This window comes from Corynebacterium sp. c7Ub_26 (assembly GCF_053760365.1).
Genome location: NZ_JBSNBL010000002.1, coordinates 250,985 through 265,688, shown reverse-complemented (window position 1 = coordinate 265,688; position 14,704 = coordinate 250,985). Strand labels below are relative to the sequence as shown.

Here is a 14,704-nt window from a genome sequence, read left to right as displayed (position 1 = left end):
TAAACGACATCGACCCACCACGCGGGTGCGCTCCCATGCTCACCCGCGTGGTGTGACGTCCACTGCCGTGAGGGCGGTCGTGGCCACGGGCGTTGCTGTGGGGGTTGCGTCCACATCATTACTGGCTGGGTGTAGCGCGCGCCCCGGGTCGGCACCCGTCGTCAATTCCGGTGACGGGAATAAAAACAATGCCGACACCGTGTCCCAGCAGTCGGAAAAAATTACGTTTGCGGTCAGTGATGTCAGCCCGGGGTTTAATCCGCATCTGGTTTCCGACGACACCCCGTTGGTTGACCACATGGCCTCACTGGTGCTGCCCAGCCCCTTCGTCGAAAAGGATGACGGTGAACTGGAGCTGAACCAGGACCTGCTTGATTTTGCCGACGTGGTGGAAGGCAGTGAGACAGCATCCTCAGCATCGGCGTCATCATCAGAGTCGACGACGCCTTCCGAGGCAGCGTCGCCTCAGCCGTTTACGGTGCGCTATACGATCGCGTCGGATGCGCAGTGGTCGGATGGCACTCCGATCACGGGGGCCGATTTTGAGTATTTGTGGAAGCAAATGATCTCGCAGCCTGGGGTGGAAGACCCGGCGGGGTATGAAGCCATCAGCAGCGTGACCTCGACGGAGAGGGGCCACCAGGTCGATGTCCACTTTGATCGTCCGTACGTGGCATGGCGGTCGCTGTTCACCAATCTGCTGCCCAGCCACCTGTATCGCTCATCTAGTAACTTCCAAACGATGTTGAGGGACTCGGTCCCCGTCTCGGGCAACCGGTTTTCGGTGGAGTCGATTGATAGTGGCCGTGGCGTTGTGACATTGGTACGCAATGACCGCTATTGGGGAAGCAACCTGGCGAAGACAGACAAGATCGTTCTGCAGGCCCAGGATAATGCTGCAGAGGCTGCGGAAATGCTGCGCAATGGTCAGGTCCAGGGGGCTGCGTTGCGCCCGAGAGCAACCACACAGCTGTCGTTGGATTCGGTGCCGCACTCCGTGGTGCAGCTGTCGCCGAAAAACCGGTACCTCATGTTGTCGCTGAACACCGCTGTCCCGCATATGGATGATGTGGGGGAGCGCGCGCGGATACTCAACAGTGTGGATAGGGATACTGTTGCCCGCATTGCCGGGGAACGGATGGAAGTGAGCGCGCCGCATGATGAGGCCACGATTTCGGGCACCTCTGTTCCCGGGTCGGAGTCCGCATTTCCATCGTTATCCAGGCCTTTCCGGATCGCCGTTGATCAGTCGGATGATGCGGCAGTCACTGCGGCACGCACGGTGGCGGACCAGCTCACCCAGGCCGGTTTTCCTGCGAAGGCGCTTGTTATGCCGGTGCTGGACATCGTCGAATCTGTCCTCCCCCTCGGTCTTGCCGACGCGACCGTGGCGTGGCAATCGGGTGATACCACCGCATCCGCGTTAGCCAGCCACTACGGCTGCACGTCGGCTGATCGTCCGTCGAAAGAGATGGACTCCGATAAGAGTTCGGAATTGATGGAGCCGGAGAGTTCACCCCCGTCATCGCCGTCGTCTGAACCAGTCCCGACGTCGGACAGTGCTGTGCCTAGTGCTGCGGATAACGGGGATGCGCGCAAGTCCATGGAGAAAAAGTACGCCCGAGCAGCCAATATGTCGGGGTTGTGCGATCCGGAGATCGATACCCAGGTGAGGGAAGCTGCCGAGGGGTTCGCCTATGTCAATGACACGAAGCAGAAGGTTATTGAGAAGGTGAACTCCCAAGCCGTCAGCCTTGCTCTCCTCCAAGACACCGAAGTATTCGCGACGACGCCGGCTCTGGAAGCTCCTCGTTTGCCACTGAAGTCGGGCGAGTTGCCGACGACGGAACGCGGCGGAATCTTTGTCACTGCGCCTCTGTGGACGCGGAACGAGGACTACTCGGTGCTCCAGCCCGGCAGCAGGTCGACTACCGACAACAAAGGCGATACGGACGGCGACAAGAACGACGAAACAGACGAGAATAAGGACGACAAGGAGGATGCCTCCAGTAATGAGTGATTTGCGTGGCCTCCGAGTGATGGCCGTTCATGCCCACCCCGACGACGAAGCCCTGTGGACCGGTGGTTTATTAGCGCACCTGTCCCGGCGCGGCGCTGATGTTCGTGTGGTCACGTGCACGTTGGGGGAGCAAGGTGAGGTCATTGGGGAGCCGATGCAGGGCCTCATTGCTGACGAAGCCGACATGTTGGGTGGTTTTCGTTATCGGGAGCTCGAGGACTCGCTCCGGATCCTGGGCGTGAATGGTGTTCACCATCGCCCCTGTGTCTTGGGCGGTGTGGGCCGCTGGCGGGACTCTGGGATGGCGGGAACGCCGTCGGCGGATCACCCGCGCGCATTCGTGAAGTCGGGGCAGCAGGCTGTTGATGCGCTCAAGGCCCTGATGAGGGAGTTCTGCCCCGACATCGTGGTCACCTATGGGCCTGACGGTGGCTATGGGCATCCCGATCATATCCGTGCTCATGAGATCATTCATGCGGCTGTTGCAGAGCTGCCCCATACGTCCGCGCCTGAGTTTTCTGATGAACCGTCCAGTAACGATACGGATCTGTTTTCTGCCGTGTTAGCGCGCCGTCACGGTGGCCGTGAAACTTCTGCGGACCACGGTGTTCCGGATCCTGTTGTTCTCTGGGCAGTCCGTGGCGAAACAGCTCTCAAACAGGCGGGCCGCGCGATCTCCGGTATTCCTGATGGATGGCTCGCGCCCAGCGGGATGGATTTCAGTTTTGCCGATGACGCCGCGGGGGCCGTCGACTCTGCGTCCCCGGAGAAAACCCCGGACAAGATCACTGAGCCAGATCTTGCCTTCGTTCCCGACGATCTGGTGGACGTCGCCGTCCAGCTAAGTGATGCGGATATTGAGGCGCAAGCGAACGCGATGGCTGCTCACGCCACGCAATTGTGGATCGCCGATGGCCGCCAGAGCTGGACGAACCCCGAATCCGCATGGGCGGTCAGCGATCCCACTGTGGCGCCGAAGGTATTTGCACTCTCCAACCGTATTGCTCAGCCGCTGATGAGAGAAGAACACTATGTGGTGGCGTACGGTGGAAGCGGCCCATGGGCGAAAACCACACCGGCCCGCTACGCGTATGATTCCTCAGCTGTGCGCGCACGAGGGCGGAGCGCGTTTTCATTAGATCAGACAGATGAGGGAGCAGAGCACGATACATCCGAGCAGTCTGGTCGGCGTCGATAAGCGGGGAAGAACTATGGAAAAACATTGGGGAGACCCCAACCATTCTCAGCCGCGTGAAGACGTGAGCAAGGGTGAACGCATTGCAGGCATCGCTTGGTTAACCGTCGGGTCCGTGCTGTCCTTCTTTTTAGAAATGGTGTACCTGGGCAGCCGGATCACCATCGGTGGCCACACCTATCCGTTCCCCTACATGATTCTCATTGCAGCCGGCTTCAACTATGTCCTCGGGACGACGGCGCTGCTGTGGACGAAAAAGTTGGCGTGGGCCAGCATTCCCGGTGTGACCTGGATCGTGCTCTATTTCATCGTTGTCACGTGGCCATCGCTACCGGGAACGCGGGGAACAACGTGGATCGTGCCCAACCTCATCGGAGTCCTGTTCATGATCGCCGGTGTTGCGGGAGCGGCCTGGCCACTGATGAGGTCGGTTGTCTCGTCGATGGATCAGGTCAACCCACCGCCGCTCACCACGACGACGGGTGGCAAACGTTCCAAGGAGAAAAATAACCCCACAAAGAAGAAGTAAATAGCCTGGTAGTGGCCATAAAACGCTGCCCCCGCAGGCGAAAAGTAGACAGATAGGTTCATTTTTTGTTTGACGCGTGGCATCATGGAACCGCTTGACGACATTGGGCGCACCCTGACCCCAGTTCGGTCAATGGCCACAGACATGGCAAGACCAGCCACGGCGCAGCGATCCGACGGTGACGACGTCGCAACGCTGCACAACAGGAAGACAACGGGAAGAAAAGGCGAAAGAGGAGGAGACTATGGCTTACACCATCGCGGAACCCTGCGTTGACGTGAAGGATAAGGCATGTGTTGAAGAATGCCCGGTTGACTGCATCTACGAGGGCGTTCGCAGTCTGTACATCCACCCCGACGAATGTGTCGATTGCGGGGCGTGTGAACCGGTGTGCCCCGTGGAAGCGATCTTCTACGAGGACGACGTCCCCGATGAGTGGATCGACTACAACGACGCGAACGCCGCGTTCTTCGACGATCTCGGATCGCCGGGTGGTGCTGCCCGGCTGGGGCCACAGGATTTCGACGCGCTCCTCGTCGCAGAGCTTCCGCCGCAAGCCTAGGATTTCACTCGGGTTCCCTAACGCTATTGTTGGGATAGTATCGGGCTGTCCGATGATCGTATTTTTCTTCCTGTCCACTCGCGTCCCTGTGTCGCGTCCGTTTCTGCTGTGAGGCTTTGTATGGCGCACCCGCCCCGTATTGTTCGTTCGTCTTTTCTTCCGGATTTCCCGTGGGATTCCCTCGCGGATGCTCGCGCGAAGGCCGAATCTCACCCGGATGGGTTCATCAACTTGTCGATGGGAACACCCGTCGATCCGGTTTCTCCTGCTGCTCAGCTGGGCCTGGCAGAAAATTCTGGGGCTCCCGGCTATCCGCAAACTGTCGGCACGCAAGAGTTGAGGCAGACTATTGTCGACGCGATGACTCGTCGCTACGGCGTCATCCCGCTTGATCCTGAGCGGCAGGTTTTGCCGGTGATCGGGACGAAGGAAGCGATTGCGTGGCTGCCGTATCTTTTGGGCTTGGGCGAAGGGCACACCGTCGTGATCCCGGAGCTCGCCTACCCGACGTACGAGGTCGGTGCGTTGTTGGCGGGGGCGTCGATTGTCCGCGCGGATTCCACATTCCAGCTTGGCCCGCAGGCGCCGACGCTGATGTACATCAATTCGCCATCAAACCCGACGGGCAAGGTCTTGGGTCTTGAGCACCTACGGAAAGTTGTCTCCTGGGCTCGGGAACGTGACGTCATCGTCGTCTCTGATGAGTGTTACCTCGGCCTGGGCTGGACGACGAATGCCAACGGTGTTCGCGGTGAACGGCCCACGCAACCGGTGTCTCTTTTGCATCCCGATGTGTGCGATGGGGATACCACCAACCTGATCTCGGTTCATTCGCTCTCGAAGACGTCGAACATGGCGTCGTATCGCTCTGGTTGGTTAGCGGGCGACGAGAAACTCATCCACGAGCTGCTGGCCGTCCGCAAGCACGCTGGATTCATGGTTCCCCAGCCGATTCAGGCCGCCACTGTCGCCGCGTTGAAGGATGACGGCTTTGAGCAGCTCCAGCGGGAGATTTACCGGAACCGTCGTGAGATTCTTGCCGCGGCTCTCCGCGAGGCAGGGTTTACTATCGACAATTCCGAAGCTGGCCTGTACCTGTGGTCCACTCGCGACGAGCCGTGCCGAGACACCGTCGATTGGTTTGCAGAGCGCGGAATCCTTGTCGCCCCGGGCGAGTTCTACGGCCCGAAAGGTGTTAAGCACGTCCGCGTTGCGCTGACGGGCACTGATGATCAGATCACCGCTGCAGCCCAGCAGATCGCGGGGTAGAGGTAGAGTTCACCAGCGTCCTGACCTGTCCCTCCACACCCGCAGGCCGAGCCCCACGACCAAGCTGATCATTACGAGCGCAGCGATAATTTTTACCGCGGTGTAGGGGACGAATGCGCACGCCACACACACCACCAGCACAACAATCAGACTGGTTGTTTGTGCTCGGTCTAATTCAGTGGGGCGTGGGGGCTTGGTTTGCTTCGCCATGTCTTCGCAAAAACTCTTTATGGCTTAATTCGCGTGAAGGTCGTCATTCAGCGTCACCGTGGAGGACTGCCATGCAACGGCTTCGACGGATCCGGACAGCGAATTGCGGCGGAACAAGATGTTGTTCGCACCGGAGAGCTGTGCGGCCTTAATCGGTGAGCTGTCCTTCAGCCCCATCGCGTCCGCAACAGGCCCGCGCGCAACAACCTTGGTACCGTACGTGATGTACAGCCCGGCTTCGACAACACAGTCATTGCCGAGGGAAATCCCGACACCGGAGTTGGCGCCCAGGAGGCAGCGCTGCCCAATAGAGATGACCTCTTTGCCGCCGCCGGACAGCGTCCCCATGATGGAAGCTCCGCCGCCGATATCGGTGCCGTCATCAACGACGACGCCGCCGGAAATGCGTCCCTCCACCATGGAGTGCCCGAGCGTGCCGGCGTTGAAGTTGACGAAGCCCTCGTGCATGACTGTGGTGCCGGGCGCTAAGTGTGCCCCCAGGCGGACACGGTCGGCGTCGCCAATTCGGACACCGCTGGGCATGACGTAATCCACCATGCGCGGGAATTTATCCACGGAGAACACGGTGACGGGGCCGCGGGTTGAGAGCCGCGCGCGCGTCGATTCGAAGTTTTCGGTGGAGCAGGGGCCGTAATTCGTCCACACGACGTTGGTCAGTTTGCCGAAGATTCCCTCCACGTTCACGGTGTGGGGGCGTGCGATGCGGTGAGATAAAAGGTGAAGGCGCAGGTAGGCGTCGTACGCATTGGTGGGCGGGGTTGAGAGGTCTTTAATCTGAGTGCGGATCGCGACACGGCGCACGTGGCGATCTTCGTCGCTGTGTGCCGCTGCAGCGAGGTCCTCGGGGGCGTCGGAACCGAGCTCAGTGGTGGTGGTTTCGCTGATGTCGTCGCTGAGAGACGGGGATGGGAACCACGAATCCAACACGATTCCGTCGTCGGTGATGGTGGCAAGACCATCGGCAATGGCACCTGTAGTTAAAAATGAAGTCATAGGGGCCACAATACCCAAGCGTTGCGACACACGACGCCCAGGTGCACAGTGGCACCGGTGAAGTGTCTACTTCGCGGGAACCGCCGACGCATTCCGACGCCGGGCGACGGCCGACAAAGCAACCAGTGCGGCGAAGAACACACCAACGGCAATGACTTGGGGGCGCGCTGAGTTGTCGAAAAGCATGAGAACGGTCAACGCCAGCAGACCAATCAGCGCGACATAACTCATGTACGGATATCCCCACATTTTCACGGGGAGTGTGCCTTCTGCTTCCATTTCGGGCCGCAGCTTGATCTCTGAGGCGGCGATCATGAACCAGAGCACCAAGAGCGAACCGCCGACGATGTTGAAGAACAACTCGATGAGGTTCGCCGGCCCCCAGATCTGAAGCGCCACGGACAAGTAAGCCAGCGCCATGGAGAGACACACCGCGCGTGTGGGGACGCCCTCGTGGTTCGTCTTGGTGAAGAATTTCAGGCCGTCGCCTTCTTTGGACATGGCATAAATCACGCGGGAGGTAGCGTAAATCTGCGCGTTAAATGCCGAGAGCAGCGCCAACGTGATGATTATTTCCATGAACCCAACGACACCGGGAATGTCGGCTTGGGCGAGGACACGAGTGAAGGGGGAATCGGCAGCGCCTTCAGCCTGGCCCAATGTCGAATAGGGAAGCAGGAAGATAATGACCAGCACGGATCCCAGGTAGAACACCGAGATACGCAAAATAACCGAGCGCACAGCGGTCGCGATGGCACCGCTGGGGTTCTCAGACTCAGCGGCCGCGATGGTCACAATCTCAATGCCGCCGAAAGCGAAGGCGACGGCGAGCAAACCAGCGGCGATTCCGCCCACTCCGTTCGGGGCGAAACCGGATTCCCTCACATGCTCAAACCCGACCATGGCATGCCCGGGAAGAAGCCCGAAGATCAGAAGAACGCCGACGACCAGGAAGAAGATAATGACCGCGACTTTGATAAACGCGAACCAGTATTCGAATTCACCGAAACCACGGACTTTAGCCATATTGATGAAGGTGAAGATGATGACGCAGACAAGCGCTGGAATCCAGCCGTCGACACCGAACCAATTACCAATAAACGCACCGGCACCGGTGATTTCGGCACCCATGACCATGACCAGCATGAACCAGTACAACCAGCCTGTAGAGAAGCCAGCCCATTGACCGAAAGCTTGTCGGGAATAGGCAGAGAACGTTCCTGTATTGGGGCGGGCGGCACCGAGTTCACCCAGCATCCGCATCACCAGAACAACAAGGAATCCAGCAACAATATAGGAAATCAAGACTGCCGGTCCCGCGGCTTTAATGCCGACGCCTGTTCCAAGGAAGAGCCCTGCGCCGATGGCAGATCCCAACCCCATCATCGTGAGGTGCCGAACTTTTAACCCATGTCCCAGTTGCGAGGTGGAATCGGAAGATTCATCGCCCTGTGAAGCATTGTTCGTCATGAAGTGCCCTTTGGTATTGGGGGAGCAGTGAGCTACGCGCCCATGCTGATACATCTATTCGATCTGTTCAGAATAGCCGGTTCGCTACTCAGGGGTGACCACGGCGTCGGTCAAGCACGGGAATCCCGCACGAAAACATCGCGCATGCGCGTGTCCGCCCCGGCGGTTAGTCTGGTGGCGTGATTAACCTGACTCAGCACCCTATTGATCTCACCAGGGCACTCGTTGACATTGAGAGTGTCTCTAAGAATGAAAAAAATATTGCCGACGCCGTCGAGGCAGCGCTCCGAGCCGTCGCTGCGTCCTCCGACGAAGCGAATGGCATAACGGTTGAGCGTTTTAATAACACCGTGATGGCCAAAACCGACCGCGGTTTGCCGTCGCGTGTGGTGTTGGCAGGCCACCTGGACACTGTGCCGATTGCCGACAACGTTCCCTCCACGCGGGGCACGGACAAGGACGGCCGCGACACACTCTTCGGCTGCGGAACCGTCGACATGAAGTCGGGGAATGCGGTGTTCCTCCACGCCTTTGCCCAATTAGCCGAGTCACCAGACCTGGCCCGCGACATGACGATCATCATGTATGAGGCGGAGGAGATCGCGGCCACAGAAAATGGGCTGAGGAAATTAGCTGAACATTCCCCGGAGTGGTTGCAGGGCGATATTGCCATCTTGGGCGAGCCCTCGGGTGCCGTGATCGAGGCGGGGTGCCAGGGCAGTGTCCGCGTGAAAGTAACTGCCCTGGGTGAACGCGCCCACTCGGCCCGATCATGGTTGGGGGACAATGCCATGCACAAACTAGCCCCGGTCATCGCGCGTGCTGCCGCCCACGACGGGGACAAAATCGTCGAGATCGACGGCTTGGAGTACCACGAGGGCTTCAACATCGTGATGTGCGAATCGGGAGTGGCGACGAACACGATCCCCGACGAGGCGTGGATGTTCGTCAACTACCGTTTCGCGCCGGGAAAGTCGATACAGCAAGCTTTGGATGAGACCTTCACGATTATCGGCGTCGGCACTCCCGATAATCCGGAGCCTGGTTTCAGCCTTGATATCGATGACGAATCCCCCGGTGCGCTGCCGGGCTTGCACCATGCCGCCGCTGTCGAGCTCATTGAGGTGACCGGTGGGAATGTGCGCGCGAAGTATGGGTGGACGGATGTTGCTCGCTTTGCTGCGATGGGGATTCCTGCAGTGAATTTTGGCCCGGGTGATCCGGCCTTTGCTCATAAAAAAGATGAGCAGTGCCCAGTGGAAATGATTACCGACGTATCAGACCAGATCATGGCTTATCTGACGAGTAAGTGACGGGAAGGACAGCACGATGGGGCGGAAGACATCTCGCATGATGGGCGGGAAGGACGATGATCGAGGCCATCTGCGGTTCCGCGGCCCGGTGGTGTTTCGCGATCGCGGTGGTAAAGCGCACGACCACACTCACGCACGATCCACCACCGACCAGCGCCTTTTGGACGTTCAGAAGGATGCGGACTGGCTGCACACCGATCCATGGCGGGTCCTGCATATCCAAAGTGAGTTCGTCGAAGGTTTTGGTGCTCTTGCTGAGATTCCCCGTGCGGTCACCGTATTCGGTTCGGCCCGCGCTGAAGTCGATTCGCCATACTACAAGAAAGGCGTTGAGGTCGGTCGCGCGCTGCATGAAGCCGGATACGGCGTCATCACCGGCGGTGGCCCGGGGCTGATGGAAGCGGCGAACCGCGGTTGCGCGGAGGCTGGCGGATTGTCCATCGGGTTGGGCATTGAGCTACCTCATGAGCAGAACTTAAATGCCTGGGTCAATCTTGGTTTGAATTTCCGCTACTTCTTCGTCCGCAAGACAATGTTCTTGAAATATTCCCAGGCATTCGTGTGCCTCCCGGGTGGTTTTGGGACGATGGACGAGCTCTTCGAAGCTCTGGTTCTGGTCCAAACCGGGAAGGTGACTCGATACCCCATTGTGCTGATCGGTACCGAATTCTGGTCCGGCTTGGTGGACTGGATTCGGGACCGCCTGATTAGTGAAAAGATGGTGTCGCCCGAAGACCCAGATCTCTTCCTCGTGACGGACGACGTCGAGGAGGCTGTCGGCTACATTACGACGAAGCACGAAGGCTTTGTGGAAAAATTGGGGCGTCAACTAGAGGAAAACAGTCTTTCCCATTCGCAGCGGGCTGGAATTTTGCGCAGTGTAGGCAAGCTCGCTGAGGACGGTGATGCGTCCAGCTCTGAGCCGTCTACCGGCGATGCGCCTGACCAAGACCCCTCCGATGGTGGCTCCTCTCGTGATGCATAACCACCATGGTGCCGAATCCGATCACGGGGAGTCGGATTCCGCCACCACCCGAGGGGAAAGTAACGCGTCTGGTCCTGGAAACCGCCCCCGCAGTTTTTATCAATCCAGCGCCTTACCAGCGATGATGGCGATCGTTAACCGCACTCCGGACTCTTTTTATGACAAGGGAGCAACGTTTACCGACGACGCAGCCCTGGCGCGGGTGAGAAGCTGCGTCGACGCCGGCGCGGCGATCATTGACATCGGTGGTGTCAAAGCGGGACGGGGTGATCCTGTCTCGATCGCTGAGGAGATCGATAGGGTGGTGCCCTTCGTTTCTGCTGTGCGTGAGGAATTCCCCTCGGTCCACATCAGTGTGGATACCTATCGTGCCCCCGTCGGGGAGGCTGCAATTACCGCTGGTGCGGACCTGATTAATGATACGTGGGCAGGCGCAGACCCCGAGCTCGTCGAAGTCGCTGGCCATTATCACCGGGGCTATGTGTGTTCGCACACGGGAGGAATGGAGCCGCGCACGTTGCCACGTCGCGTTCATTATGACGACCTAGTCGGGGACGTTATCCGTTCCACGACACAGCGCGCAGAACACGCGGTGAACTGCGGCGTTCCCGAGGATAAAGTCCTCATCGACCCAACCCACGATTTCGGAAAGAACACTTTTCATAGTTTGGCGTTGGTGCGTCATGCTCGCGATCTCGTGTCGACGGGGTGGCCGGTGCTCATGGCTTTATCGAATAAAGACTTCGTGGGAGAAACTGTCGGGCGTCCGGTGGATCAGCGATTGGCAGGCACCCTGGCGGCAACTGCGCTGGCAGCGGCACAGGGCGTGTCCGTATTTCGTGTTCACGAAATGGCCGAAAACCTGGATGCGTGCCGCATGGCATTGGCCGTGCAGGGCGTTATTCCGCCGTATGCGACGACTCGCGGTGTGGAGTGAGAACCTATCGAGCGCCCGGCAATCAGTAGACTATGCACGTGCTGTATTGGATCGTGACCCTCATTGTCCTCATCGTTGTCTCTGCCGGTTTGTGGTGGGTGTTCTCCTCCTTGTTCGACCGGGGAGAAGAATTAGGCCCCGCCGAACGCCCTGATGAGCGGAAAGACTTAGAACCCGGCGCCACCGTTGGTCCCGATGAATTGTCGACGATGCGCTTTTCCTTGTCCTTCCGCGGTTATTCCCCGCGCGAAGTTGATATGGCGCTGCAACGCGCCAGGGAGCACATGATCGAGCTGGAGCACGACCGCGATCGCTATCGACGTCGCGCTGATGACGCAGAAGAACAGCTGAAGGCCTCGGGTGCTGGCACGGCGTCCAGCAACCACGCGGGCTCTGCCGAGGGCGCAGTGAACACAGGAAGTGCACCTGTGGGATTCCAATTGGACGGGGCTCAGTCCACGCATGGTTCAGCCGCAGCTGCAGATCATGGAGAGGTCTCACACTCCGGAGACACACACGTCGACGATTACCGCCGGAACTCCGCCGCGCACCAGCACTCCGCGAAGACGAACCGTGCTCAGGGGAAGCGGAAGAAAAAGCGCAAGTAATCGAAACGTCGTTAACAACGTCGGGAACGGCGTCGGAAGTGGCATCGGGGGAGGTAGGAGCACGGCTGCAAAGGCCCGGATTGGCGGTTGTCACAACGCTTTCGGGAAAACAGGGCTACTCTGGAGTTATCAAGCTTTTTATAGTGAAGGGATTTCGCCCATGGCAGCAATGAAGCCCCGGACCGGTGATGGCCCGATGGAAGCAGTTGAAGAAGGACGCAAGATTGTGATGCGTATTCCAACTGACGGTGGTGGCCGTTTGGTCGTCGAACTTAACCATGAGGAAGCCGGTGAGCTTGCCTCGGTATTATCAGAAGCTGCTGGTTAGGCACAATAATCGCCCGATGCCGGGTGCGCTGGCTAGAGTAGAGGCCACACGTTATCGATTGAAGATGAGGTAGACCTTGCTCTCCGACGTTCTTGATGTTTTATCTGACCCCATCGACGGCTCTTCGCTCCACGATGGCGGTAATTTAGCCACCCTTGTCTCTGATACAGGCCATAGTTACGACGTTGCCCGCCAGGGGTATGTGTCCCTTGTGGGCGGGCGTGGCCTGAGATATAAGGGCGACGATGCCTCGATGATTCAGGCCCGCGAAAAGTTTCTTGCCAGTGGTCATTTTGGCCCATTTGTTGAGGCCGTGACGGGGAATGTGCAGGATGTTCTCGATGATGCGGGGGTAGGCGATCATGAGCATCCTTTCGTCATGGAAGTGGGTGCGGGGACCGGCTATTACTTAGCCCACACACTCGACGCCGTTTCGGGTTCGCGCGGAATCGGCATTGACGTTTCTGTTCCTGCTGCTAAGCGTATCGCTGGCTGCCACCCTCGTGCGGGAGCTGTTATTGCTGATGCGTGGTCCAGGCTTCCTGTCAAAGATAAGTCCATCGACACGATTACCGTCGTTTTCGCGCCGCGTAACGCGGAAGAATTCGCGCGAGTTCTTACCGACGAAGGACAAGTTGTCGTTTTGACAGCCGCGCCCGGTCATTTAGCTGAGCTTCGCGAGCCCCTTGGAATTATTGACGTCGAAAAGAACAAAGTTCACCGAATGATTCAGCAGGCGTCGGGGCACCTTACCCCTGATGGAGAGCCTGAAGAGGTTGAATTCGAGATGAATCTGGGCCGTGATGCTATTGAAGCTCAGGTGGGGATGAGCCCGTCTGCTCGGCACATTCGCCCGGAGGATTTAAAGGAGAGAATTGTGACCTTGCCGGACTCGATGACGGTGACTGCGCGTGCCACGGTGACGAGGTTAAAAAAGAACCATAGGTAGGTCCCCTTAACGGTCTTTGTGTGCTATGGTTAATTTCATTCAGGGGGGATACTCCGAAAGTACTGCCTGTAGCTGACACGTACTCGTGGAGTTCCTGGCTTTACAACAGGACTCACGCACGGGTTCGTAAGAATATGTTGGGGGAGTCCGTTCTTAACCACAAAAAATTGGTTGCAGGTGTTAACAAAAAAGCTGCAAAAGCGAATTAATAAGTGAGGTTCCTCTAACCAAGGAACACGTACTATCGCATCTTCACTGATTCATGTGGTTGCTAGGTGGTCGCTTGATCGCGTCATCATGGCCCGCTGGGAGTCTCGCTGAACTCACTGACCATATCGAATCATGGAGGAACTTACTGACATGAAGTCTGTCACCGTTACTGCGCCACAATTTAATGGTCCTCGACATCAGATGTCCGATGACCCCTCAGTCGATGCAGCAGAAACTGCAGGTGTGGGGTACCCATTGAAGGACCCACGTGGTGCGGATGACGGGAAGTCTCTCAGCAAAGAAGCGATCAGTACGGCACTAGCGCGTGGTACGACCGGGTGCGATGCGTCCTTTGGCGCAGCCGCCGGAAGTGCCGCGTTGAACAGTAGCGTTTTGAGCACTATCGCGGAGAGTACAACCCTAACGATGAATCCTGACAATAGTAATTCTCATGAGACGTTGGTCGCAGGAGTCAACGGACGCGCAGATCGGCGCCGTGACACAGCTTCTGACGGCTTCGACGGACCCATCGGCCACGGCACGGTGAACTTATCAGTTGGATCGAGCATCTACGAACCAGGTTCGGCTGTTCCGTCCGACGCTTTGGAAACTCCTGCCTTTGCGGCAGAAGTTGCGATGATGTGTTCGCGTGTCATTCGGACCGCACTGTACCGGGCGGGAATGGCCCCCTCGTCTGCTACGTGGAGAGTGGTTCGTTTCATTCAGAACAGCGGGCCGGTCAGAATCTCCGACGTTGCCCGCCGCGAGCGGTCGACGATGGCGACAGTGTCCACACTGGTTAATCGCCTGGTCAAGCAGGGTCTGGTCAATAAGGAAAAAGATACTTCCGACGCACGCCAGTCGCTTCTGACGGTGACGCCTAAGGGGCGCAGCTTGTGCAATGAGTGGCAGGATCGCTTGGGCGAAGCTGTGGCGGAAGATTTCGCGTCACTGTCCCTTGACGAGTTGACGGTTTTGGCTGAAGCGCTCCCAGTGATGCGCAAGCTCGTCAGCGAAGGTGAGCGCTAATCGAAGCGTGAGTGGCCCGGGTGCCCCTATCGTCAGATAGGGAGCCCCGCCCTCAGGTAACCGAGCACACGTGGCG

15 protein-coding genes are annotated in these 14,704 nt (G+C 58.4%); 12 read left to right on the top strand and 3 right to left on the bottom strand.

Going from position 1 to position 14,704, the window contains the following annotated elements:
- The first annotated feature begins 25 nt into the window (after nt 1-25).
- The 5 genes from ACWORE_RS04520 (at nt 26) to dapC (ending at nt 5,575) form a co-directional block, all read left to right on the top strand.
- On the top strand, nt 26-2,020 hold the full coding sequence (locus ACWORE_RS04520) for an ABC transporter family substrate-binding protein (RefSeq protein ID WP_455302866.1): 1,995 nt from the start codon (nt 26-28) through the stop codon (nt 2,018-2,020).
- The gene (locus ACWORE_RS04515) at nt 2,013-3,218 is read left to right on the top strand and encodes a PIG-L family deacetylase (RefSeq protein WP_455302864.1); all 1,206 of its coding nucleotides are present in this window, start codon (nt 2,013-2,015) and stop codon (nt 3,216-3,218) included. The genes ACWORE_RS04520 and ACWORE_RS04515 overlap by 8 nt, the downstream gene beginning before the upstream one ends.
- A gap of 13 nt (nt 3,219-3,231) precedes the next feature.
- Nucleotides 3,232-3,744, top strand: a complete 513-nt coding sequence (locus ACWORE_RS04510) for a hypothetical protein (protein ID WP_455302863.1) — start codon at nt 3,232-3,234, stop codon at nt 3,742-3,744.
- Nucleotides 3,745-3,988: 244 nt separating this feature from the next.
- A complete protein-coding gene (fdxA, locus tag ACWORE_RS04505) occupies nt 3,989-4,306 on the top strand; it encodes a ferredoxin (protein ID WP_455302861.1) in 318 nt (105 codons plus the stop codon).
- Between the two features lie 120 nt (nt 4,307-4,426).
- Nucleotides 4,427-5,575, top strand: a complete 1,149-nt coding sequence (dapC, locus tag ACWORE_RS04500) for a succinyldiaminopimelate transaminase (RefSeq protein ID WP_448235036.1) — start codon at nt 4,427-4,429, stop codon at nt 5,573-5,575.
- Between the two features lie 9 nt (nt 5,576-5,584).
- Here dapC and ACWORE_RS04495 read toward each other — a convergent pair whose 3' ends face one another.
- The 3 genes from ACWORE_RS04495 to ACWORE_RS04485 all read right to left on the bottom strand — a co-directional run bounded on the left by ACWORE_RS04495 (nt 5,585) and on the right by ACWORE_RS04485 (nt 8,269).
- The gene (locus ACWORE_RS04495; RefSeq protein WP_296138359.1) at nt 5,585-5,785 is read right to left on the bottom strand and encodes a hypothetical protein; all 201 of its coding nucleotides are present in this window, start codon (nt 5,783-5,785) and stop codon (nt 5,585-5,587) included.
- A 24-nt stretch (nt 5,786-5,809) separates the two neighbouring features.
- Nucleotides 5,810-6,799, bottom strand: coding sequence for a 2,3,4,5-tetrahydropyridine-2,6-dicarboxylate N-succinyltransferase (gene dapD, locus ACWORE_RS04490; protein ID WP_455302859.1), 990 nt, complete (start codon nt 6,797-6,799; stop codon nt 5,810-5,812).
- Nucleotides 6,800-6,865: 66 nt separating this feature from the next.
- The gene (locus ACWORE_RS04485) at nt 6,866-8,269 is read right to left on the bottom strand and encodes an amino acid permease (RefSeq protein WP_455302857.1); all 1,404 of its coding nucleotides are present in this window, start codon (nt 8,267-8,269) and stop codon (nt 6,866-6,868) included.
- Between the two features lie 179 nt (nt 8,270-8,448).
- Between ACWORE_RS04485 and dapE the strand changes: the two genes are divergently transcribed.
- The 7 genes from dapE to ACWORE_RS04450 all read left to right on the top strand — a co-directional run bounded on the left by dapE (nt 8,449) and on the right by ACWORE_RS04450 (nt 14,628).
- Nucleotides 8,449-9,582 (top strand): succinyl-diaminopimelate desuccinylase, encoded by a 1,134-nt coding sequence (gene dapE, locus ACWORE_RS04480; protein WP_455302855.1) that lies wholly within the window; start codon nt 8,449-8,451, stop codon nt 9,580-9,582.
- A 37-nt stretch (nt 9,583-9,619) separates the two neighbouring features.
- A complete protein-coding gene (locus ACWORE_RS04475) occupies nt 9,620-10,567 on the top strand; it encodes an LOG family protein (RefSeq protein ID WP_455303117.1) in 948 nt (315 codons plus the stop codon).
- A 124-nt stretch (nt 10,568-10,691) separates the two neighbouring features.
- Nucleotides 10,692-11,504: a dihydropteroate synthase gene (gene folP, locus ACWORE_RS04470; protein ID WP_455303116.1), complete on the top strand. Its 813-nt coding sequence runs from the start codon at nt 10,692-10,694 to the stop codon at nt 11,502-11,504.
- 38 nt (nt 11,505-11,542) lie between these two features.
- Nucleotides 11,543-12,112 carry a DivIVA domain-containing protein gene (locus ACWORE_RS04465; RefSeq protein WP_455302853.1) on the top strand — a complete coding sequence of 190 codons (570 nt, stop codon included), beginning with the start codon at nt 11,543-11,545 and terminating at the stop codon, nt 12,110-12,112.
- 160 nt (nt 12,113-12,272) lie between these two features.
- Nucleotides 12,273-12,440 carry a DUF3117 domain-containing protein gene (locus tag ACWORE_RS04460; RefSeq protein ID WP_012731287.1) on the top strand — a complete coding sequence of 56 codons (168 nt, stop codon included), beginning with the start codon at nt 12,273-12,275 and terminating at the stop codon, nt 12,438-12,440.
- 76 nt (nt 12,441-12,516) lie between these two features.
- The gene (locus ACWORE_RS04455) at nt 12,517-13,389 is read left to right on the top strand and encodes a methyltransferase domain-containing protein (RefSeq protein ID WP_455302851.1); all 873 of its coding nucleotides are present in this window, start codon (nt 12,517-12,519) and stop codon (nt 13,387-13,389) included.
- A gap of 360 nt (nt 13,390-13,749) precedes the next feature.
- On the top strand, nt 13,750-14,628 hold the full coding sequence (locus ACWORE_RS04450; protein WP_455302850.1) for a MarR family winged helix-turn-helix transcriptional regulator: 879 nt from the start codon (nt 13,750-13,752) through the stop codon (nt 14,626-14,628).
- Nucleotides 14,629-14,704 lie beyond the last annotated feature (76 nt).

Bases quoted from the DNA above. Each gene is read 5' to 3' on its own strand.
- fdxA (WP_455302861.1), top strand. From the start codon at position 3,989: ATGGCTTACACCATCGCGGAACCCTGCGTTGACGTGAAGGATAAGGCA.
- dapD (WP_455302859.1), bottom strand. From the start codon at position 6,799: ATGACTTCATTTTTAACTACAGGTGCCATTGCCGATGGTCTTGCCACC.
- ACWORE_RS04495 (WP_296138359.1), bottom strand. From the start codon at position 5,785: ATGGCGAAGCAAACCAAGCCCCCACGCCCCACTGAATTAGACCGAGCA.
- ACWORE_RS04515 (WP_455302864.1), top strand. From the start codon at position 2,013: ATGAGTGATTTGCGTGGCCTCCGAGTGATGGCCGTTCATGCCCACCCC.
- ACWORE_RS04475 (WP_455303117.1), top strand. From the start codon at position 9,620: ATGATGGGCGGGAAGGACGATGATCGAGGCCATCTGCGGTTCCGCGGC.
- ACWORE_RS04510 (WP_455302863.1), top strand. From the start codon at position 3,232: ATGGAAAAACATTGGGGAGACCCCAACCATTCTCAGCCGCGTGAAGAC.
- folP (WP_455303116.1), top strand. From the start codon at position 10,692: ATGGCGATCGTTAACCGCACTCCGGACTCTTTTTATGACAAGGGAGCA.
- dapC (WP_448235036.1), top strand. From the start codon at position 4,427: ATGGCGCACCCGCCCCGTATTGTTCGTTCGTCTTTTCTTCCGGATTTC.
- ACWORE_RS04450 (WP_455302850.1), top strand. From the start codon at position 13,750: ATGAAGTCTGTCACCGTTACTGCGCCACAATTTAATGGTCCTCGACAT.
- ACWORE_RS04460 (WP_012731287.1), top strand. From the start codon at position 12,273: ATGGCAGCAATGAAGCCCCGGACCGGTGATGGCCCGATGGAAGCAGTT.
- ACWORE_RS04485 (WP_455302857.1), bottom strand. From the start codon at position 8,269: ATGACGAACAATGCTTCACAGGGCGATGAATCTTCCGATTCCACCTCG.